Source organism: Aquimarina sp. 2-A2 (assembly GCF_045505135.1).
GTDB classification, from domain to species: Bacteria; Bacteroidota; Bacteroidia; order Flavobacteriales; family Flavobacteriaceae; genus Aquimarina; species Aquimarina intermedia.
The window spans coordinates 131,631-153,457 of sequence record NZ_JBJKFI010000006.1 but is presented as its reverse complement, the minus strand read 5'-3'; the positions used below and the strand labels follow the sequence as shown (position 1 = coordinate 153,457).

Genomic DNA, 21,827 nt, shown 5'->3' with positions numbered 1-21,827 from the left:
AGTGATTGGTTAAAAGCTGTAGTTTAAAGACACGCCATAACTTGGCTTGGCATTAAAATCGTTCATATTTACTTTTGGTTTAAAAGATAGGTCATCAGAAATATTATATTGCTGTAAATGTGCCGTGACATTTGCATCAATAATGTTTAAAATATAAATTCCTACCGTCACAAGAAGCGATAGTTCTTGTTCTCGTCTAAAACGACGTTGTAGTTGAATCAACTGATCATCGCTAATGTTAGCGAACTCATCATCTGTAAAACCAGCTAATCTCCTTTTGTAAATATCTCGTACTGTATTATACTTGTCTGTATTGTCAACGTAAAAATATATACCGGTACCTAAGGCAGCATATACAATCGGCATTTTCCAATATTTACCTGTGTATGCTTGTCCTAAACCCGGGAGTACTGCCGAATAAAAAGCGGCTTTGGCCGGTGCCAACGGTTCATAAGGTCGAATTTTTCTTTTCTTTTTTACTTTAACCTCCTGAATTTCGGTATCAATTTTCAATGAATCTACGTCCTGTGCAAACAACATAGTGCTTGACAGGAGACAAAGAATTAAGAATATATAAGCATGTTTATTTTTCACTACTTATTAATTTCTTTATGCGGTTAAAATCTTCTTCAGAGGAGAAGGGTATAATTAATTTTCCGCGACCGCGACCCGAAACCTTGACATCAATTTTTGCTCCGAAAAAATCAGAAAACTCATTCATGCTACTTTCCACATATTTTGGAACCTTTGAAGAAGGTGCAGGTTTTGTAACGGAAGTTTCATCCTGATCAATAGTTTTAACTAACTTTTCCGTTTCTCTTACCGAAAGGGTGTTGGCTATGATTTTTTCATAAATATCAAGTTGCTTTTGCTGATCGTCGATATTAATCATTGCGCGACCATGTCCCATAGAAATAAATCCATCTCGGATTCCCGTCTGTACAATTGGATCCAGTTTTAATAAACGCAGGTAGTTTGCAATGGTAGATCGTTTTTTACCTACACGGTCGCTTAATTGTTCCTGTGTTAAATCAATCTCATCAATCAAACGTTGATAGGAGAGTGCGATCTCGATAGGATCGAGATCCTGACGCTGAATGTTTTCTACCAAGGCCATTGTCAGAGATTCCTGATCATTGGCTATGCGAATATATGCTGGAATCGTTTCTAGACCTGCTAATTTTGAAGCTCTAAATCGACGTTCTCCACTTACCAGCTGGTACGTGTTAAAATCCAATTTACGAACGGTGATAGGTTGTATCACACCTACTTCTCTGATCGAAGTTGCGAGTTCTTGCAATGTCTCGTCGTTGAAACTGGTTCTTGGTTGAAAAGGGTTGACATCGATGCTTTCAAGTTCTAGTTCTATGATATTTCCAACTACCTTGTCAGCATTCTTATCCTCTGCGGATTTTATATCATTTTCGGGATCCTTAAGTAATGCCGATAATCCTCGGCCTAATGCTTGTTTTTTTGTTGCCTTCGCCATGTATCCTTAACTGTTTTTCTTGATAATTTCGTGCGCCAAACTTAAGTAATTACTTGCTCCTTTACTAGCAGCGTCATAATTAATTATGCTCTCTCCATAACTTGGGGCTTCACTTAATCGAATGTTTCTTTGGATGATGGTTTTAAACACCATCTCGTTAAAATGTTTTTGCACCTCTTCTACTACCTGGTTAGATAAACGAAGCCTCGAATCATACATGGTAAGCAGTAATCCTTCGATATCCAGATTCTTATTATGAATTTTTTGTACACTTTTAATTGTGTTCAAAAGCTTACCTAATCCTTCTAGAGCGAAATATTCACACTGTATCGGTATAATCACAGAATCTGAAGCGGTTAATGCATTAAGCGTTAATAGCCCTAATGAAGGAGCGCAATCGATCAACACATAATCATATTGTTCTTTGAGGTGACCAATAGCTTTTTTGAGCATATACTCGCGTTGTTCTTTATCAACCAGCTCGATCTCAATAGCAACCAGATCAATATGAGCCGGTATAATATCAACATTTGGAGAATTGGTCGGAATAATTGCCTCTTCGGGAGTTATGGTATGCTCCAGAATTTGGTAGGTTCCCTTCTCAATGCTCTCAACATCCAATCCAAGCCCTGAGGTTGCATTGGCTTGAGGATCAGCATCTATAAGTAATACTTTTTTTTCAAGTACACCTAAAGAAGCAGCTAGGTTAACTGAGGTTGTAGTTTTACCTACACCTCCTTTTTGATTGGCAATAGCGATAATTTTACCCATAGGGGACGATTTGGATTTAAGAGGTAAAAATACAATTTATTATACATTATAAAAATGAAAAATATTAACAGTACTTTATAACGCTCTACAAAGAAGTTTTAAAATGAGACAAACAAGGAAAAGAGCCACTGAATAAGCGACTCTTTTGAAAAAAAAATAGTATGATAACTTATTTTATTTATTCTTCTTTGATCGAATCATAGCCTCTAGCATGTCCCACATTTCTGAAGGAACTTCTTCTAAAAGATTAAATTGCCCTGCACCTTTGAGCCATTCTCCTCCATCCAGCGTGACAACTTCTCCATTGACATAGGCAGCAAAATCTGATACTAGATATGCGGCTAAATTTGCAAGTTCCTGATGATCCCCAACGCGTTTTAAAGGCACACGTTTGGCCAGATCAAATTTTTCTTTTAATTCACCGGGAAGTAAACGATCCCATGCTCCTTTAGTAGGAAAAGGTCCCGGAGCAATTGCATTAAAACGCATTCCGTATTTTGCCCATTCTACCGCGAGTGATCTGGTTAATGCCAAAACACCTGCCTTTGCCGTAGCGCTTGGTACTACATACGCAGAACCAGTCCATGCATAGGTGGTAACAATATTTAATACCACCGTATTTTCATATTTGGTGTCAATCCAATGCTTACCAAAAGCTAAGGTGCAGTTTTTTGTACCTTTTAGAACAATGTCAATAATGGTATCAAAAGCATTAGCAGACAAACGTTCTGTAGGAGAAATGAAATTTCCAGCAGCATTATTCAGCAAAATATCAACTGTACCAAATGCATCTAAAACCTGATCTCGCATCGCTTCGACCTGGTCATAATGACGCACATCACATTGCAATGGTAAACAAACGCTACCGGTTTCATCCTCTAATTCTTTTGCTGTGGTCTTTAATTTTTCAAGATTACGGGAAGTGATTGCCACTTTAGCCCCAAGTTCCAGGAAGTATTTGGTCATTGATTTTCCTAATCCACTTCCACCACCTGTAACTACGATGTTTTTTCCTTTGAGCGCTCCATCACGAAGCATTTTATTTGTATAATTCATGAGCGTATATGTATCATATTTGTGTGAAAGATACAATTAATACGTTAAAAACTATGCATGCATAGTAAATTAACTGCGAACATCAATCAAGATATCCAGGATAGTAATTGCAGCTTTGCTTATTTTGGTTCCAGGTCCAAAAATTGCTACAGCTCCAGCATCAAAAAGATAGTCATAATCATCCGGAGGAATAACGCCTCCAACGATAACCATAATATCCTCTCGGTTATACTTTTTAAGTTCATCAATAATTTGTGGGACTAATGTTGTGTGTCCTCCTGCTAATGAGGATACCCCTACAACATGCACATCATTTTCGACCGCTTGTTTGGCAGCTTCTTTTGGGGTTTGAAACAAGGGGCCTATATCCACATCAAATCCTACATCAGCATAGCTTGTAGCTACCACTTTTGCACCGCGATCATGTCCATCTTGCCCCATTTTGGCAATCATGATTCTTGGTCGTCGTCCATCAAGCTCAGCGAAACGATTTGCTAATTTTCTGGCTTCTTCAAAAGCGGCGTCATTCTTTATCTCTTTTGAGTACACTCCTGTAAATGATTTTATTTCTGCTTTGTAGCGTCCGAATTTCTTTTCTAAAGCATCACTTATTTCTCCTAAGGTAGCTCTTTTTCTAGCAGCTTCAACCGCAAGTTCTAATAAGTTTTCCTGTTTGCTTTCGGCTGCTTTTTCAAGAGCTGCTAAGGAAAGGGAAACTGCATGATTATCTCGGGTTGCTTTTACGCGATTAAGACCGTCAATTTGTTGTTTTCGTACTGCGTTGTTATCAACTTTTAAAGTGCTTATGGCATCTTCTTCTTCAAGTTGATATTTATTGACGCCAATTATCACATCTTGTTCACTATCAATCCGCGCCTGTTTTCTTGCAGCAGCTTCTTCGATTCTCATTTTGGGAATTCCTGCTTCAATTGCTTTTGTCATTCCGCCCAAAGCTTCAACTTCTTCAATCAATTGCCAAGCTTTGTCAGCAATCTCTTGTGTAAGAGATTCTACATAGTAACTCCCGGCCCATGGATCTACCGTACGAGTAATTTGTGTTTCATCCTGCAAAAAAATCTGGGTATTACGTGCAATTCTTGCTGAGAAGTCAGTTGGTAAAGCTATAGCTTCATCCAACGCATTGGTATGTAAGCTTTGTGTGCCTCCAAAAGCTGCGGCACTAGCCTCTATACACGTTCTTGCAACATTGTTAAAGGGATCCTGTGCTGTAAGACTCCATCCGCTAGTCTGACAATGTGTACGCAACATTAGCGATTTTGGGTTTGTAGGATTAAATTGTTTAATAAGTTTTGCCCACAACATGCGGGCAGCTCTCATTTTTGCAATTTCCATAAAATGATTCATGCCGATAGCCCAGAAAAATGAAAGGCGAGGGGCAAAAGAATCCACATCCATGCCGGCTTCAATACCTTTACGAATATACTCGAGTCCGTCAGCCAAGGTGTATGCTAATTCAATATCACAGGTAGCTCCTGCCTCTTGCATATGATAGCCCGAAATGCTGATAGGATTAAACTTAGGCATATTTTGAGAACAATAGCTAAAAATATCACTGATAATTCGCATTGAAGGCGTAGGAGGATAGATATAGGTGTTGCGTACCATGAATTCTTTAAGAATATCATTTTGAATGGTACCGGCGAGTAGCTTTTTGTCTACACCCTGTTCCTCGGCTGCAACTATGTAAAAAGCCATAATGGGTAGTACAGCGCCGTTCATTGTCATAGAAACGGACATTTTATCGAGTGGTATCTGATCAAACAGCACCTTCATGTCTTCTACGGTATCAATAGCAACACCAGCCATACCCACATCTCCATAAACGCGTTCATGGTCACTGTCGTAACCTCGGTGCGTTGCCAAATCAAAAGCTACCGATAATCCTTTTTGACCCGCAGCCAAATTACGTCGGTAAAAGGCATTACTTTCTTCTGCTGTAGAAAATCCTGCGTATTGTCTAACAGTCCACGGACGCCTGACATACATTGTAGAATAAGGACCTCGTAAAAAAGGAGGAAGTCCTGCAGCAAAATTAAGATGCGTAAGGGAGTCGATATCCTGCTTCGTATAGCCAGATTTTACTTCGATGCCTTCTGGCATCTTGTTGCTAACTATTTCTTTCTGAGGTGAATTTAATGAGTTCGACTCAAGAGTAATATGTTGAATGTCTTTTCGGGTCATGTACGATATATTGGTGTAACAATACGAATGACCAAATTTAATGTTTTATAGGGATTACCCAAAGGCTTTTTCGATAACCATTAGGATAGAATAATAAATATCGAATGCAATGAACTTTTTTACTGAAATAGAGTTAAATTCTGAATCCGGAATGTAATAAATTCGTTGCGCAATAAGCGAGGTGCTTACATTACCGTCTTCTTCAAGGATGTCTATGATTTCTCTTAAATTATCGCCTTTACTGGTATTTTTTAAGCATTGAATAAAGCCACCTCTATAGTTAAAAATCATGATCGCTTCTTCGTTTTTCTTTTTTGCTACTGTTGTTGCTGTCTTATTTTCAGCACGTTGATTTTCATACTCGCTCAAAGGTATCCATATGGATCCTTTGTTTTTGACACCTTTTTTAAAAAGGCGTGTATGAGTTATGGAATTTTTAGAAGGTAATTTCTTTAGATCTATAGATAAACTAGCTACCTCTGCCAAAAAGGTTCGGTATGTTTTTATAGAATCATTGCCAAAATTATAATGACTGAAAATGTCCTTCTCAAACGATTGAAAGGCTTTAGTAATTAAACCGGTATCGTCGATGCTCGAACAATCAAAAGATTCTTGCGCATAGATGGATTGAGTTGTCACAATGATGAACAACATCAAAAGTAATCTAGATCTAATCATAGGGGGGTGATTCAGATTTAGTAGCTTTAATAAAAGGGTTAAGTTAAATAGATGTTAAATGTAAGAATATATTCTGAAAAATACCTGAATTTATAAGTTTTTCTCGATTTTTTCGGCCAATCTTCGCATTATTACAGGTTCAATTAACGTTTTACGTGATTTTTTTTCTAAAAAGGGAGATTTCTCGAATTCCGGGAGCACTTCGTCATTATTTCTATAAGTATTTGCGCCGGTTAATTTAATCTTCGCCTTATCAAATAAAATTTGCTCACTCGTGGCGCTTTCTTTAATTTTCTTCTGAATTTGTCCAGATTTTAATTGAGTTAAAAAACCACCACCTTTTTCGATACTTTTAAAAATATCCAATGCTTCCTTTGCTAATTGATCAGTTAAGGTTTCTATATAATACGAGCCGGATGCCGGATTGCTAACCATATCAAAATTACTTTCATGTTTGAGCACGAGTAACTGATTGATGGCAATGCGATTTCCAAATTCATTTTCATTGTGATAAACCGCATCATAGGGCATATTGTAAACTGCATCAGCACCTCCTAATATGGCACTCATGCTTTCCATTGTTGTTCGCAACATATTAACGTTATAATCTAATACCGTCTTATTACGCGTAGAAGGAAAGGCTACTATATGACAAGAAGAGGTAAAATCATTATATTCGTTACTTAAGCTTTTCCATAGTAATCGCAACGCTTTTAATTTTGCAATTTCAAAAAAATAATTTCCACCAACAGCAACCGTAAAAACGATCTCATTTTTTTTCAACCCTTCGGAACCAGATTGTTCAAATTGATTTAAATATTCATTAGCCTGAGCAAGACCGTATGCTAGTTGCTGTACCATGGTTGCTCCTGCATTTTGATATAAACTTATATCAACAGAAAGGGTGCTTTGTAAATGTGTTCCGGTTTTTGAAACTGTATCTACATTACTCTTATCCTTCTCTAATGTCTCATACCAGTTACCTGATTTTGCCAAATTTCCTATGCTATCTGTAAGGAGATAAATGGCATTTTTATTATGTGCTGCAAAAGTGTTCACTGTCTCACAAAAGGAAATAGATAAAAATTGTGGCGCAAGATATATGGGTGTCTCTTCAGGAACATTATTTAGGAGTATGCTTATGTCGACGGTGTCATTCTCAATGACAAAGAATAATGATTCAGCGCCCTTAGAAATACTATCCAGAGCTGCCTCATTGCCTTGAATACTATCTTTAACTTCAATTTTTTGAGTAACCTTCCAATGGGAGGGATGGTGATTTTGAATATGTAAACCTTCAAGATCTTCTTGATTGTAGAAAGGTTTAATGTCAATTCCTTCAAGTGATTTGTATATCAATGCTTCATTATAATCCGCACCTTTCAAGTCCACCTGAATTTTTTGCTTCCACTGTTTTGCTGAAACTTCGTCAAAACCTTCAAATAAAGATTTAGTCATTGTCTTTAAAATTTAAAATGCTGTCCTGATACTCGATAATGTAAATTTCTTCATCATCCCGTTTCATAAAGTAGGTCTCTCTTGCAAATTTTTCAAGTTCACTACTGTCTTTCAGAACTTTTATATCTTTTTGATCTTTTATAATTTCTTTTATGTAATACTCTTTGTTATTTTTAAGTTCTTGTATTTCACCATCTAATTCTCGATGGATAAGCCAAGAGTTTGTATCCAAAAAAAGCATCCAAATTACAAATACGAGAATAATAAGAACGTATTTATTAAATAGAATAGCAAAGACAGGAATCAGTGCTGGCTTACTTTTTAAATCGTTAAGATACTTTTTAAACTTCAATCAGTAATAGGATTTGTTGCTGTGTAAAGGTACAAAAAGTTAATCCAAGCGTTCCTTAATAATTGAACGAACTACATCAACGGCCACCGTATTATAATGATTATTAGGAATAATCAAATCGGCAAATTCTTTTGTGGGATCTATAAATTGCTGATGCATGGGCTTTAACGTGGTTTGATAACGATCTAAAACTTCCTGCATATCACGACCACGTTCTGCAATGTCCCTTTTTAAACGACGTATTAAACGTTCGTCACTATCAGCATGAACAAATATTTTAATATCGAACATTTCCCGAATTTGCGGATTCGTTAATATCAGAATACCTTCTACAATTATAACTTTACTAGGACGTGTGGTGATAGTTTCGCCGGTGCGATTGTGTTCTACAAATGAGTAATTGGGTTGCTCAATAGTGTTACCTTTTCTTAATTCTCTCAAATGTTCTACCAGCAGTTCAAAATCGATGGATTTAGGGTGGTCAAAATTAATCTTTGTACGTTCTTCATAACTTAGGTGGCTTGTGTCTTTATAATATGAATCTTGTGATATCACACACACCTCATTATCAGATAGTTCGTTGATAATTTGATTCACCACTGTGGTTTTTCCACAACCTGTACCTCCTGCGATCCCAATAATTAGCATTTCTTGATTTTTCGGCAAATTTAAGGAAAGCTATGTAATCTTTTTGATAAAGTTTTACGCTGGATTAAAAATTACTCCTGAAGAGCTGTCTTTTCTGGCACCGGTTACTGCGCTTAAGCAGTTTATCTCATTTCGTTCTTTGAGTACTCCCATGAATGCAAAAATAAGAGATTCTTTATGATCAATCAGTTCTTCTTCAGGACATACGATGGTAAATTGATCCCCTAATTTTTGTCGAAGCACTTCTATAAAATAGATGTTTTTTGCGCCACCTCCGGTCGCAAGTATTGTTGCATTAGAAAGTTTGTGTGAATGGATAGCTTTGGCTAGTTGTTGTGCGATATGATGAACAGAAGTGTATAATAAATTTTCTGTAGTATCAGGATGATGATCCAGTACAGGTAGTATCTGTGATGCAAACCACTCATATCCTAATGATTTGGGTATGGATTGCGAATAATAGTCCAGAGAATTTAAGTGCTGCAGCAAAGCAGTGTTTAGCTGTCCGCTTCTTCCTAGTTTACCTTCGTCATCATAGTCGAGGTTGATGCTATTACAGATATGATTTAGTAACATATTTACCGGAGCGATGTCATAGGCAATTCGTATATTATTTTGTTTCAGGGAAATATTGCTTATACCGCCAAGATTTAAACAATAATCGTATTCTGAAAATAATAACTCGTCACCAATAGGCACTAACGGAGCACCTTGTCCTCCATAATAGACATCATTCGTTCTAAAATCACAGATCACTTTTTGTCCTGAGCTATTTGCTAAATGTTGTCCGGATCCGATCTGATATGTAATTCCTATATCCGGCTGATGTAGTACAGTATGTCCGTGACTTGCTATAAAATCAACTACGAGTTCGTGCTTTTTAATAAAATCAGCAACCTGAGTTCCCATCCAAGAGCCAAAAGTATTGTGTAACGCTATCAAAGCATGACTTTGCAAGTAAATTGCATTTTTTAACTGTGCTTTAAAATCGGGAGTGTAGTTAATACTATCCGTTTCTAAAATTTGATAGGACCATCGACCATTTTCTAATTTAAAATTGCAGTAGGCGATATCCAAACCATCAAGAGAGGTACCCGACATTAGTCCAATTACACGATATTCTTTAATAACTGTCATAGCTCTTAAAAATTTATTTTTTAATTGCTGCGACTTCTTCAGGGGTTACCATAGTTTCTTGTGTGTTTCCCCAACTATTCATAATATAATTCATGACATCTGCAATTTCTTCATCTTCCAGTCCAAGGGGTGTCATAGCGCTGTTGTAGATCACATCATTCACTTTAATTTCGCCATTCAGCCCAAATTTAATAGCATGAATGCTTTCCTTTCGTTTACTCGAGAGCCAATCAGAGCCTGCAAGGGGTGGAAACGCGTTGGGAACACCTTTACCATCTGCCAAGTGACACTGCATGCAAAAATCAAGATATATTTCTTCACCGGCTACCATGCTTTCTTCAAGTGTTTTTACTTGGAACATGTTTTCTTTTATAGGCTGGTACTCCGATAGCTCATGTGATTTAGAATAATCTTGCAGGTTCAAAAAGAGTACGGTGCTCAGCATGATACCGGGTAGTGTTACTAAATAACTCATATTAATTAGGAATAATTTTAAAAATACCTTTTGACTCAACAGCTACATACAGATAACCATCAGGTCCTTGACGTACATTACGTACTCTGCCAATATCGGCTAGCAATTTTTGTCTTTTGACTATATTATTTTCTTCAAGGATTAATAACTCCAAGTATTGAAATTTTAAAGAACCCGCAATAATTCCGTTTTTCCAGTCCGGATAGATTGGACTGGTAACAAAATCCATTCCGCTGGGAGCAATTGAGGGAACCCAATAATAGAGTGGTTGTTCCATACCTTCTTTTTGAGTCTGATCTGTTATAGAGGTGCCGCTATAATTGATGCCGTAAGTAATTACAGGCCATCCATAATTACCCCCTTTTTTAACAGGGTTTATCTCATCACCACCACGAGGACCATGCTCATGCACCCAAATCATTCCGGTTTCGGGATGTATAGCCATTCCTTGCGGATTGCGATGACCGTAAGAGAAAATTGCTTTTTTGGCATCTTTTTTATCTACAAACGGGTTGTCGGTAGGGATACGTCCATCATCATGTAATCTATAAATTTTACCTCCGTCACGGGTGATGTCCTGTGGGTTGTGATCGCGATCTCCACGATCTCCAATACTGAAATATACAAAGCCATCATTATCAAATTCAATTCTGGAACCAAAATGATGTCCTTTTGTGGTGTTTGGGCTTCCTTTATATAGCTTTTCAATATCAGTTAACGAATTATTTTGCAGTTTTGCTCTAATCAGCGCGGTGTGTCCTCCTTTCTGTTCACCCTCTGTCGATGAATAAGTCATATAGAGCCAACCATTCTCATTATACTTTGGATGCACCTCTATATCTAACAAACCTCCTTGATTGCGATTATATACCTCGGGAACATTAGTAATTGAAGTTTTCTTTCCGTCTTTAAAATGGATTAGTTCGCCGCTTTTTTCTGTAATAAGCATACTTCCATCAGGCAGCCAGGTCATTCCCCACGGAATTTGTAATTCGGGAACGACAAGCTCTGTTGAATAATTTTTTGGATCTTCTTCAAGTTCAATATCATTAATTTTTTCTTGCGCACAAGCAAGAAATAGCGGAAGCAAGAATAAAATTCTAAAAAAATGCTGTCTCATAAATAGTGAGTTTTTAAAGATTGAAAAATACGAAGAATTATTTTTTAAAGGCTATATTTTATGTTAATGCCAGCAGAATAGTTGAATGGTACCCCCGGATAAAAATAGCGCGGAGCATTGTTTCCAAATCCAATGGCATTCACTTGAACCTGAGCGGCATATTTAGAATTTGTTATATTATTGAGGTTCAGGAAAAGATCATAGTGCAGTCGTTTCAGCATTTTGTTTTTATAGCCAAGCTGTGCATTGAGTAGTGTATAATTGTCAGTATACACAGTGTTTCCATCATTCACCGGAATATCACCTACATATTGCATACTTACCATACCGTAAAATGAATTTCTTGTCATTAGATTGATGCCTGCATTTAATACTTCAGAAGGTACACCGGTCAGCTCATTGCCCGAAAAATCTTGCTCCTTGTCAATAAAGGTTCTGAATCGGTGGTTATTTATTGTAGCATTAACATAGGCTGTAATACGAGTCGCTTTGTGAGTAAAAATCGGGTAAGATAGTTGGGCTTCAATGCCGGAGTGTCTTGTTTCACCTGCATTAATAGCAAAAAAATTATCTTCCTGTGTACGTCTTGAAACCAATAAATCGTCAATACTCATAGTGTACAACGCTATGCTGCCGTTCAATTTATTATTGAATGAGCTAAAACGCGTTCCGATTTCAAAATTCCAGCCAATCTCCGGCTGTAAATTCCTGTTACGTGTGCCATCGGGTAAAATGGTTTCGGCAGTGCTAGGCATGGAGAAGCCATGGGCAACAGATCCGTAAATATTCAGATTCTTTGTAAAGGTATATATGAGACCAAATTTTGGCGAAAGAATGAGATCAAAATCATAGTCACCCAGTTGATTTATGGTAGTATTGGTGAGTCGATTATCTAATGTATAAAAGGTGTAATTGGCATGAATCCCTGTATTAAATTTTAATTTCGAAGTCAAGTCCCAGGTAGTTTCTGCAAAAAGATTGGCGTAACTTCGCCGCTCTTCAAGATCGGATAATTGCTCTCCGTAACTGCTGCCACTGCCTTTAGGATTATCTTCGTAAGTATTTTCAAAGGTTTGCGCATTGTAGGAGTCAGTAAAGCCTTCCACACCGACCATCCATTTTATAGGTAGGCTTAGTAATTGATTATTTCCTTGCAATTTGCTTCTTAAGCCGAGACCATACGTTTGTTCTTCAAGAATATTAAACGGACGCGGTTCTTTGTTGTCTTTGGCAGAGGTGAATATGCTAGTGCTTTGCAAGAGGTTATCACTATAATCATGTGTCCAGGTCAAACCTAAAAGACCTTGATTAACATGTTCAAAAGCTTTGGAAGCTCCCCAGGTAAAAGCTGCTTTTTTGGGGGTAGTGTCAAAATCTTCTTGAGATAACGAACTCGGAATTTGTGCGTTTAGGTGTATATAACTAGCCAATACAGCAAGTTCATCCTTGCTGCTAAGGTCAAACTTCATGACACCGGTAAAGGTGTTGCGATTATAGGCGTTGTTCTCACGATAGCCATCGCTGTGATTGGTACTGTAAATTAGGTTGATGGACTGTCCTTTTTTTGAAAATCCAGCAGTACCGACAACTTTTTTGAAATTGTAGCTACCTAATTGTGTAGTAAAAGTCACCTCGGGTGTTGCATTGTTATGGTACAGAGGTTGTAGAATCAAGGTACCTCCTAAACCTACACCAAAACTACTGGCTGCCGGACCTTTGTAAATTTCGATCTGAGATACCGAGGCAAGTTCAAGATCTTCAATGACTGATTCTCCATTACCATCAGTTAGCGGAATTTCTCCAAAATATGCTCGAATATTAGCAGTACCAAAAAGACTGCGGGCACCGATACCACGAATCGTTATACGATTAGTGTTAAGCGTTCCGCTTTGCATGAATACTCCGGGAACTTGATTGATTACTGGTGATAATGTTATAGGTCGTTCTTGTGCTAGTTTACTTTTATTAATTATAGAAACTGCTTGTGAGATCTCAGTTAACTTAGTTGTTAGGCTAAGTCCCGTAAGGGTTACTTGGTCCAACGGAATAACTTCTGATTCGATTACCTGAACAGAATCTGAAGCATTGCGATCTGTTGAAACTTCATTTGTTTTTTCCTGCGCAGAGAGGTGAAGAGTAAAAGAGAGTACGATTAAAAATAATAAGAGAGCTTTCAATTTTTTTATTCAAATATCCGAAACTTATAAAACATGAATCGCAGAAAAAGTTTTTAATGCGATCTTATAAAAAATAAATAAATGTTTTTACGATTTATTGGGTTTTAATAAAACAGTTTATTTATATTTGCACCCGCAAAAAGGGATAACCTTCTCGGGGTGTAGCGTAGCCCGGTTATCGCGCCGCGTTTGGGACGCGGAGGTCGCAGGTTCGAATCCTGCCACCCCGACTAAGAAAATCCAATCACTAAAGTGGTTGGATTTTCTTTTTTGTTGTAAGCTTTCTTCGAAATATGGTTGGAATACCTTAGGAAATATGTAGATTATTCGGGATTAATAATGAAAAACACTTAGTTTTATACTCGAAAAATTGAGAAAATGAAAAAAGAAACAGGGTTCATTCCTTTAGAAATTTCTTCACAACATTTAATGCTATTAAAAAAGGAAAGTGACAAGGTATGGAATGCATGCACGTCGCTAGACAACCAACAAGCATTTAATAGCGCTGTACTTCCTTTGACCAAGCGAGAATTTCAGAATATCGAATATAAGGCAGCACATATTCTTTACAATGATGTTGTGTCTATTTTCAATGATTTTGCTGTTGTATGTGGCGAATATTCTAAAATACCTACAAGAGCAAAATTTATTTTAATTTTTCTCTATGAGAAGTTGCAAGGAAAAGATATCAGTACGCTATATGACCTTAAAAAAATTAATGAACTTCCGCTATCAACACAGTTTGATAAAAACATACATATAATAAGAGAAACTTCTTTTTTTGAAGAAATTGATGAGATGAAGTCGGAGATGATAATTCCGGCTATTTTGACAAAAATCAAAAGTGAGCATACGATAGCCATTAGCCTTTTCCTTACTAGAATAGCTTCTTTACTCATAAAGTCAGATGACAGGGTTTCAAAAAAGGAAGAAATATTATTGAAAAAAATATCGGATAAGGTGCTCCATCCTAAAGTAATAGTTGCTGAAGCCAAGTATACAGAAGTTGCAGAAACCGATTCTTTAGAAATCGTAATGGCAGAGTTAGCCGAGCTGGTGGGGCTTGAAGAGGTAAAAAAGAGCGTAGAAGACCTGACTAATTTTCTAAAGGTGCAAAAAATCCGTGAAGAGAAGGGGTTAAAAACTAGCTCTAATTCGTTGCATGCAGTATTTATGGGGCCTCCCGGCACCGGAAAAACAACAGTTGCGCGGATGTTAGGTAGAATTTATAAGCACTTAGGGTATCTAGAGAAAGGACACTTGGTCGAAACAGATCGCTCAGGAATGGTGGCGGGGTATGTTGGGCAGACAGCCATAAAGGCGGATGAGATTATTAAAGCAGCTATAGGCGGAGTACTTTTTATAGACGAAGCATACGCGCTTACCTCCGGCGGACTTAATGACTATGGTTCTGAAGCCATAGAAATCTTACTTAAACGGATGGAAGATCAAAGAGATAATTTGGTTGTTGTGGTGGCAGGATATCCAGATGAAATGGAAGAATTTATTCAATCCAATCCGGGACTACAATCTAGATTTAATAGATATTTTGGCTTTGACCATTTTTCTGCGGAAGCGTTATTAAAAATTTTTAAGTTAATTGCAGCCAAAGGAGATTTTGTACTAACTAAAGATGCTGAAGAAAAACTAAATGCTATTATCGAAAGATTACATGAAAAACGTTTTAAAGGATTTGGTAACGCTAGAGTAATGCGTAATTTGTTTGAAAAAATTATAGAAAGACAAGCAAATAGAATTGTTTCAATAGCACCACTAACCGAAGATATTCTTATTACTCTGGTCGAAGATGATATTCCTGAGATTTTAAAAACAGTAAAGGAAATCATTCCTTTTGAGGGGTAATAGTAAAATTTATAATTAAAAACTTAACCAAATGAGCATACAACATATAATAGATTGGTGTAGTAATAACCCTAATAGTATTCTTTTGTATTTCGGAGCTATATTAGCACTTACATTATTGGTGATTCTTATAGTTAGCGATGCTAATTTCAGGTATACCCGTTATATGATGAGTATTATTGTTTATGCAGTAACTGTACCAGGGATATTGGCGATTTTTTTAGTGCTTTACGCGCTTCTAATGCATAGAATTAATTTGTTGGAAGTAAGTGTATTGGTTTATTTTGTGCCTATTATCTCTATGATTATCACTCTGATTCTGCTAAATAAAAAAGTAACCTTGAGTAAAATACCAGGCTTCGATAGACTATCAGGACTAATGCTTATGATAAGTATTGTTTTTGCTATCGTTTTTGTGCTGCAAAAAACAATTTTTGGTGTGTTTTTTATTGGGGGATTTACACAGCTTATTATAGTGTTTGTTATAGTTTTTCTTGTCACTAAATTTGCCTGGTCCCGACTCACAAAGTAATAAGTAACATGGATAGGGTAATTATGCTTTAACAAGCATTAAAAAAAATTGGGACAATTTTAAGAATTTATCTAAATTTGTTCCTAATTTGCCAAGGCAATATTAAATACAGTATAAATGGCTAAAGAAAAATTTAACTGGAAGGGTCTTTTTATTAATGATGAAGACATACAGAAAGAAGAACCTACAAAAACCACCCCTAAATCACGAGCCACTTCACCAAATTCATTTCCAGAGACAGCAAAGACAGTATCTAAGTTTCCAACAGACCTTCCTAAAACAACTTTGGTAAGCGAACATGTCTTGAATACAGTAATAGAAATGTACGAATCTGGATTTAAGTCTCTCAACAAGCCCGGGTATGACTTTTACGAGTTTTTTAAAGCTATTAATGCAGTTGGATCTAATGATGCAGCAGTATATAAAATGGCATTTACAATGGCGCAGGGAGTCGATGTGGGAGTAACTAAAGAAAGTTTATTGTCGCAAGCAGATTTTTATATTCAAGAGATAGAGAAAGTTCATAAACAATATAAAACACAAGGGAATTCAAAAAAAGCTAAAATTTTAAATGCTCAAAAATCAAAAAGAGAAAATCTTAATAAAGATATTTTTGAGCTGGAAAAGAAGCTAATCGAAATACAAAATCAAATCAGTACTAAGCGAAACGAACTTCAAACTATTGAAACGGCTATTCCTGAAATCGTAGAAATTGATCAGAAAATAATAGCTAATGATAAAGCAAGAGCTAAAATTAGTGACGCCATTGTTACGGTGATTAATGGCATTAAAAATAATATATAAGCACTACCCATGATGGATCTTAAAGAATCAAAAAGTCACGTATTAGATTTACCTATTCTAAAACATTTCGATGATGAAAAAGGAGAAATCTCCTTAAATCCTAATAATTGGAGAAATGGAGAAAAAGGATTGAATTCATTGCTTAAAATCGCATTATTTGCAGGATTAGGATATGCAGCTTGGGTATACGTACTGCCACCATTATTTACCGCTTTAGGTCAGATTATAGCATTGGCGGGAGTAGCGATTTTTGTGATATTTTTTATCCTAATGCTTCCTGTGATATTTAAAGGGTTGCGCAGACTTACCAGAGGAATTCATAAATCATTGATCAAACATGATCCTTTTGGTGAACTTCAGGAACAAAAAGCAAAAATGCTTCAAAACAGAAAAATATTTAAAGATTCAAAAGCTAAAATAAAGGCACTTAAAAGCAATATGGAAGCAGAGTCCTTTAATGCAGAAAAGGAAGCAAAAGAATTTCAGAATCGCGTAGTTTCCTTACAAAAACAAGCAGAAAAGCTGAGAACGGAGATGGAACGTATTGTTAGTGAAAAAGGAAATGCAGGTAAGGACACGGATGAGTATGTTGAGTTACATAGTTCTCTAGCCAAGAAGTTATCAGAATCACAGCGGGTAACACATCAATTACAGCAAAGCAAAAGTTTCATACAGAAATACGGAAGTAGAGCCAATGTGATGGGGAAACTGGACAGAAAATTAACCTTAGCCGGGACTGCTATAGATATAAAGATTTCTGACTTTGAAGTAACCATTCAAATGTTAGAAAAAGAGTATGATTTTGCTAAATCTGCAAAAGCGGCAACCGATGGGGCTAAATCCGCTATGTTATTTACTAAAGACTGGGAGTTGGAATATGCTTTAGATGTAGTGACAGAAACCATTGCTATGGACATAGCAAAAACACAAGAAAATTTATCCGATATCGATATGCTAACATCTAAGTATGATATCGATAGTGATGAGTTATATTCTCAATTGGATACTTTGGCCGATAAAATTAAAACCGGACAGGATTACGTGCCTGACGCCAAAAAATATAAAAATCCAAATTATAAACTTACTGCAGAAGATAAGCAAGAAAGTGGCGGATTTGGAAATATGTTTGACTAATTAACCAAAATTTAAATTAAATAAAAAAATGGGTAAAATCTTAAGGACAAAGAAGCTTACAACCTTGTCAGAATTGATAATTGTAATTGTGCTATTAGGGGCTATCTTAGGAGCAGTCTATTATTTCGCTCCGGGTCTTCGTGTAAGTGAAGCGAAGCAATTAGATCAATTAAATATTAGCAAGGACGACGTAGATAATGTCACTACCGCAGAAAAGATACCTTTACCTTCTACGAAAGTATCTAGGGAAGTAAGGAATAAACCTTTAGTTAGAATTGCAGCCTACGCGTGGAATGCTCAATCTGGTATTATAGTATCTAATGGAGGGCCAAAGACCACAGAAGGGTCTCTAATGGAAAAAAATGGTGTGAATCTAGAAATAGTTCGTCAGGATTGGCTTTCAGAATTGCGAAATATGCAGATGAAGTTCATCGAAGAATTTGATAGAGGAGAAGAATTTCCAGATGCAGATAAAAGTGCATTTGCAATTATAATGATGGGAGATGGGGCTCCATTTTATATTAGTACTATGCAGCAGGCATTAGATGATAAATTCGGAAAAGACAAGTATCACGTTCAAGTGGTAGGAGCAGTAGGACTTAGTTATGGAGAAGATAAACTTATAGGGCCACCAAGTTGGAAAGTAGATCCTAAGAGCATGAAAGGAGCTTTAATTTCTACTGTATTAGGAGATGGAGATTGGGTAACAGCTCTTAACTACGCTTTTGCGAATGGATTAAAAGTTAACCCAGATGTAACCACATATGACCCTGATGCGGTGAATTTTTATCCTTCGCAAGATGATGATTATATAAAATCAGCAGAAGAATTGATTAAATCTCAGAAAGCAGGGTGGACCGTACCGTTAAAAGAAGTAAAGAACGGAAAGCTTACTGGTAATACAATTAACAAAAAAATCGACGGATGCGCCACTTGGACACCAGGAGACAAAATGGTTTTTGATCAATTAAGTGGATTTACCGATATTATATCTACCAAAGAGTTTAATAATCAGATGGCAACTACGGTAATTGCTGTAAAAGAATGGTCTGTAAAACACCCTGACATCGTAAGCAATATTTTGAAATCAGCACTAACAGCCTCTAATCAAATGAAGCAGTATGATGCGTGGAGTGTAAGAGCATCCGAAGCTGTAGCTGAAACCTATGATTTGGAAACACCAAAATACTGGTATGATATGTTCAAGGGGCAAAAAGGAAGTAAAAATGGTATAGAATATAATATGGGAGGATCCAGAGTGTTTAATTACGCAGATGTTATGCAATATTATGGAATTTCGGATGGAACCAACCGTTACAAGGCAGTATATAATCAGGTGTCATCATATCTAAGTGAATTAAATCCTTTTGGGTTTAATGAGTCAGTCAAGAGAATAGTGCCTTATGACGAAGCTGTGAACCTTTATTTTGTTAAAAATATTAACGACATAGACGCAGGTTCGGCGTATAAGTCAGACTATACAAAAAAGGCGGATGAGGTTATGGCGTCCGGAGAATGGAACATTAACTTCAATACGGGAAGTGCAAATATTTCGTCATCATCGGCAAATACCTTAGAGACTATCTACAATCTGCTTATTCAGGCAGAAGATACTAAGCTTAGACTAGAGGGTCATACCGATGATACCGGTTCAGCAGCAGCTAATTATAATTTATCCCAACAACGTGCACAAGCCGTGGTGAACTTTTTAAGAAGTAAGGGGATACCACAAACACGTTTTCAATCTGTTATCGGAAAGGGAGAAGACGAGCCGATAGAAAGCAATGCCACAGCAAGTGGTAAAGCAAAAAATAGACGTGTAGTTATTACATTATTGAAATAGTGAAAAATTAAATAAAGGAAGAGCCATCTCATAAAGCAAAAGTATATAGCTAAGTGTTTTTGAGATGGCTTTCTTTATGACATACCAGTTCGTATATGAAGCACGTACTTAAACCCTTCGAAAAAATCAGTAACAAATTGCAATATGCCATTATGTTTGGGTGGATAATATTGGTAATTGTATTCTGGATTATATCTAGTATGGGTGAGCGACATTTATTTCCTTCACCCCAGCAGGTGGCAACTGGATTTGCAGAGCTTTACAACGAAGGCTTGGTGGTCCATATAGCAAGCTCTTTACTCCTCTGTTTACAAGCAATACTTATTGCTGTAGTGATCTCACTGTTTTTTTCATATCTCTCTACTATCCCAGTGATGTTATCATTTGCAAAAGCACTGAGTAAACTTAGATATCTTCCGCTTACAGGAATAACCTTTTATTTGGCTATAATTATAAGCGATGCCAGAACTATGCAAGTGTGGGTATTAGTAGTGTTTATGAGTACCTATCTCACCACATCCTTATTGAGTATGATCAGTTCAATATCGCAAGAAGAATTTGACCACGCAAGATCACTACAATGTAATCGATGGGAAGTTTTATGGGAAGTTGTAATTAAGGGAAGAATTGATCACGTGATTGAAGTAATTAGACAAAATCTAGCAATCGTTTGGATGATGCTAGTTACGGTAGAATCAATTCTGGTAGCGGCAGGAGGATTGGGTTTTTTAATTAAAAATTCAGATAAGTTTATGAATCACGGCAGGATCATCGCGTTGCAAATAGTGATTCTTGTGGTAGGACTATCTATCGATTTCGTTTTAAGCTTCTTAAGAAAAGCATTTTTTAGGTATTCTAAAATTTAATAGTATGAGTTATAGTACAGAGAATACATTATTATACGTCGATAACCTAAGTGTTTCTTATGGAGACAAAACAGTTATAAAAGATATTAATTTTTTAGAAAAAGATGTAATTCGTAATGGGAGCGTAACCGGGCAGGTGATTGCATTTGTAGGACGTTCTGGACGTGGAAAATCTACGCTGTTTAAAGCACTAACCGGACTAGTAAAACCTACCTCAGGGAAAGTTTTGATAGCTGACACTACTACTGAAACTGAGAATGATGCAAAAGAAGTACACGAAGGAGACATAGGTTTTGTAGATCAAAAGTATACGCTTTTCAGAAATAAAACAGTGTATAAGGCATTAGAATTCGCGTTACGAAAGAAAGAAATGACTCAAGAAGAGAAGCACGAAAAAATAATGAGTTATATAGAAGTATGGGGTCTTGAAAAAGTAAAAGATCAATATCCTTGTGAGCTATCTGGAGGGCAGCGACAACGAACAGCTATTATTGAGCAAATATTTTGTTCAGGACATTATATGGTTTTGGATGAACCTTTTTCGGGATTGGATGTGGGAAATATAGAAGACGTAAAAAATGCCTTTAATCTCATTACATCATTGCATGAGTTTAACACGATCATTTATTCTACTCATGATATTGAGCTAGCAGTGGAGCTGGCAGATAGTATTTATGTGATAGGATACCCAACGATCGATGGTAAAAAGACAGACTATGGCACTATTGTGAAACATATTGACATGAAAGAGCTTAATCTCGCGTGGAAAGATTATGGTTTGGATCATATGGAGATTGTAAAGCAAATTAAAACGACAATGCTAAATTCATAACTTCAACTAAATACTTCTTTAATGGTTCTTCCTCGGGTTTTTTGATTCATCAATCTTTTGGAGAGGTCAGAACTTGCGTCTCTGTTTGTTTTAGAAGAATTAGTATGTAAATTTTCATTTTTTATTCTGTAAGGTCAAAATGAATCCAGACTAACTGTTTCAAGGATCTACGTTAAATATAATTGGCTATAAAAAATATTAAACAACAAACTCAAAGTCAGGATCGACTAAGAAAATCCTACCACCCTGACTAAGACAATACAATCTCTAAAGTGGTTGGATTTTTTATTTGGAGTTGGTAGCAAAGAGAATAATAATGAAATACCGATAAGGTAGTACCAATAGGATGATTTGATGATATTTGCAATTGATTTGGGAAGGTATCGGAAC

General features: G+C 36.5%; 20 protein-coding genes and 1 tRNA gene. 8 read left to right on the top strand and 13 right to left on the bottom strand.

What is annotated here, in order from left to right:
• Positions 1 to 9 precede the first annotated feature (9 nt).
• The 13 genes from ACJRPK_RS14280 to ACJRPK_RS14220 form a co-directional block, all read right to left on the bottom strand.
• The gene (locus tag ACJRPK_RS14280) at positions 10 to 594 is read right to left on the bottom strand and encodes a DUF5683 domain-containing protein (protein WP_407140938.1); all 585 of its coding nucleotides are present in this window, start codon (positions 592 to 594) and stop codon (positions 10 to 12) included.
• Positions 584 to 1,489, bottom strand: a complete 906-nt coding sequence (locus ACJRPK_RS14275) for a ParB/RepB/Spo0J family partition protein (protein WP_407140936.1) — start codon at positions 1,487 to 1,489, stop codon at positions 584 to 586. The genes ACJRPK_RS14280 and ACJRPK_RS14275 overlap by 11 nt, the downstream gene beginning before the upstream one ends.
• Before the next feature lie 6 nt (positions 1,490 to 1,495).
• Entirely contained in the window at positions 1,496 to 2,260 is a 765-nt protein-coding gene (locus ACJRPK_RS14270; RefSeq protein ID WP_148782874.1) for a ParA family protein, read from the bottom strand.
• 174 nt (positions 2,261 to 2,434) lie between these two features.
• Complete coding sequence (locus tag ACJRPK_RS14265; RefSeq protein WP_407140934.1) at positions 2,435 to 3,316, bottom strand: SDR family oxidoreductase; 882 nt, start codon at positions 3,314 to 3,316, stop codon at positions 2,435 to 2,437.
• Between the two features lie 69 nt (positions 3,317 to 3,385).
• Positions 3,386 to 5,518, bottom strand: a complete 2,133-nt coding sequence (gene scpA / locus ACJRPK_RS14260) for a methylmalonyl-CoA mutase (RefSeq protein WP_407140932.1) — start codon at positions 5,516 to 5,518, stop codon at positions 3,386 to 3,388.
• A 54-nt stretch (positions 5,519 to 5,572) separates the two neighbouring features.
• On the bottom strand, positions 5,573 to 6,196 hold the full coding sequence (locus ACJRPK_RS14255; protein WP_148782871.1) for a hypothetical protein: 624 nt from the start codon (positions 6,194 to 6,196) through the stop codon (positions 5,573 to 5,575).
• Positions 6,197 to 6,286: 90 nt separating this feature from the next.
• Positions 6,287 to 7,654: a methylmalonyl-CoA mutase subunit beta gene (locus ACJRPK_RS14250; protein ID WP_407140930.1), complete on the bottom strand. Its 1,368-nt coding sequence runs from the start codon at positions 7,652 to 7,654 to the stop codon at positions 6,287 to 6,289.
• On the bottom strand, positions 7,647 to 8,006 hold the full coding sequence (locus ACJRPK_RS14245) for an FtsB family cell division protein (RefSeq protein WP_407140928.1): 360 nt from the start codon (positions 8,004 to 8,006) through the stop codon (positions 7,647 to 7,649). The genes ACJRPK_RS14250 and ACJRPK_RS14245 overlap by 8 nt, the downstream gene beginning before the upstream one ends.
• Before the next feature lie 39 nt (positions 8,007 to 8,045).
• On the bottom strand, positions 8,046 to 8,654 hold the full coding sequence (gene udk / locus ACJRPK_RS14240; protein WP_148782869.1) for a uridine kinase: 609 nt from the start codon (positions 8,652 to 8,654) through the stop codon (positions 8,046 to 8,048).
• 54 nt (positions 8,655 to 8,708) lie between these two features.
• A complete protein-coding gene (locus tag ACJRPK_RS14235; RefSeq protein WP_407140926.1) occupies positions 8,709 to 9,791 on the bottom strand; it encodes an anhydro-N-acetylmuramic acid kinase in 1,083 nt (360 codons plus the stop codon).
• Between the two features lie 13 nt (positions 9,792 to 9,804).
• Positions 9,805 to 10,266: a c-type cytochrome gene (locus ACJRPK_RS14230; protein ID WP_407140924.1), complete on the bottom strand. Its 462-nt coding sequence runs from the start codon at positions 10,264 to 10,266 to the stop codon at positions 9,805 to 9,807.
• A 1-nt stretch (position 10,267) separates the two neighbouring features.
• Positions 10,268 to 11,386: a PQQ-dependent sugar dehydrogenase gene (locus ACJRPK_RS14225; RefSeq protein ID WP_407140922.1), complete on the bottom strand. Its 1,119-nt coding sequence runs from the start codon at positions 11,384 to 11,386 to the stop codon at positions 10,268 to 10,270.
• Positions 11,387 to 11,430: 44 nt separating this feature from the next.
• A complete protein-coding gene (locus ACJRPK_RS14220; RefSeq protein WP_407140920.1) occupies positions 11,431 to 13,563 on the bottom strand; it encodes a TonB-dependent receptor family protein in 2,133 nt (710 codons plus the stop codon).
• 155 nt (positions 13,564 to 13,718) lie between these two features.
• On the opposite strand from ACJRPK_RS14220, the gene ACJRPK_RS14215 reads away from it, so the two are divergent.
• The 8 genes from ACJRPK_RS14215 to ACJRPK_RS14180 all read left to right on the top strand — a co-directional run bounded on the left by ACJRPK_RS14215 (position 13,719) and on the right by ACJRPK_RS14180 (position 21,437).
• Positions 13,719 to 13,793 (top strand) — tRNA-Pro (locus tag ACJRPK_RS14215).
• Between the two features lie 148 nt (positions 13,794 to 13,941).
• Entirely contained in the window at positions 13,942 to 15,426 is a 1,485-nt protein-coding gene (locus tag ACJRPK_RS14210) for an AAA family ATPase (RefSeq protein WP_407140918.1), read from the top strand.
• A gap of 31 nt (positions 15,427 to 15,457) precedes the next feature.
• The gene (locus tag ACJRPK_RS14205; protein ID WP_407140916.1) at positions 15,458 to 15,958 is read left to right on the top strand and encodes a hypothetical protein; all 501 of its coding nucleotides are present in this window, start codon (positions 15,458 to 15,460) and stop codon (positions 15,956 to 15,958) included.
• Between the two features lie 117 nt (positions 15,959 to 16,075).
• On the top strand, positions 16,076 to 16,762 hold the full coding sequence (locus tag ACJRPK_RS14200; protein ID WP_407140914.1) for a hypothetical protein: 687 nt from the start codon (positions 16,076 to 16,078) through the stop codon (positions 16,760 to 16,762).
• 9 nt (positions 16,763 to 16,771) lie between these two features.
• The gene (locus tag ACJRPK_RS14195) at positions 16,772 to 17,896 is read left to right on the top strand and encodes a hypothetical protein (protein WP_407140913.1); all 1,125 of its coding nucleotides are present in this window, start codon (positions 16,772 to 16,774) and stop codon (positions 17,894 to 17,896) included.
• A gap of 28 nt (positions 17,897 to 17,924) precedes the next feature.
• The gene (locus ACJRPK_RS14190) at positions 17,925 to 19,739 is read left to right on the top strand and encodes an OmpA family protein (RefSeq protein WP_407140911.1); all 1,815 of its coding nucleotides are present in this window, start codon (positions 17,925 to 17,927) and stop codon (positions 19,737 to 19,739) included.
• A 95-nt stretch (positions 19,740 to 19,834) separates the two neighbouring features.
• Entirely contained in the window at positions 19,835 to 20,605 is a 771-nt protein-coding gene (locus ACJRPK_RS14185) for an ABC transporter permease (protein WP_407140909.1), read from the top strand.
• 4 nt (positions 20,606 to 20,609) lie between these two features.
• Complete coding sequence (locus tag ACJRPK_RS14180; protein WP_407140907.1) at positions 20,610 to 21,437, top strand: energy-coupling factor ABC transporter ATP-binding protein; 828 nt, start codon at positions 20,610 to 20,612, stop codon at positions 21,435 to 21,437.
• Positions 21,438 to 21,827 lie beyond the last annotated feature (390 nt).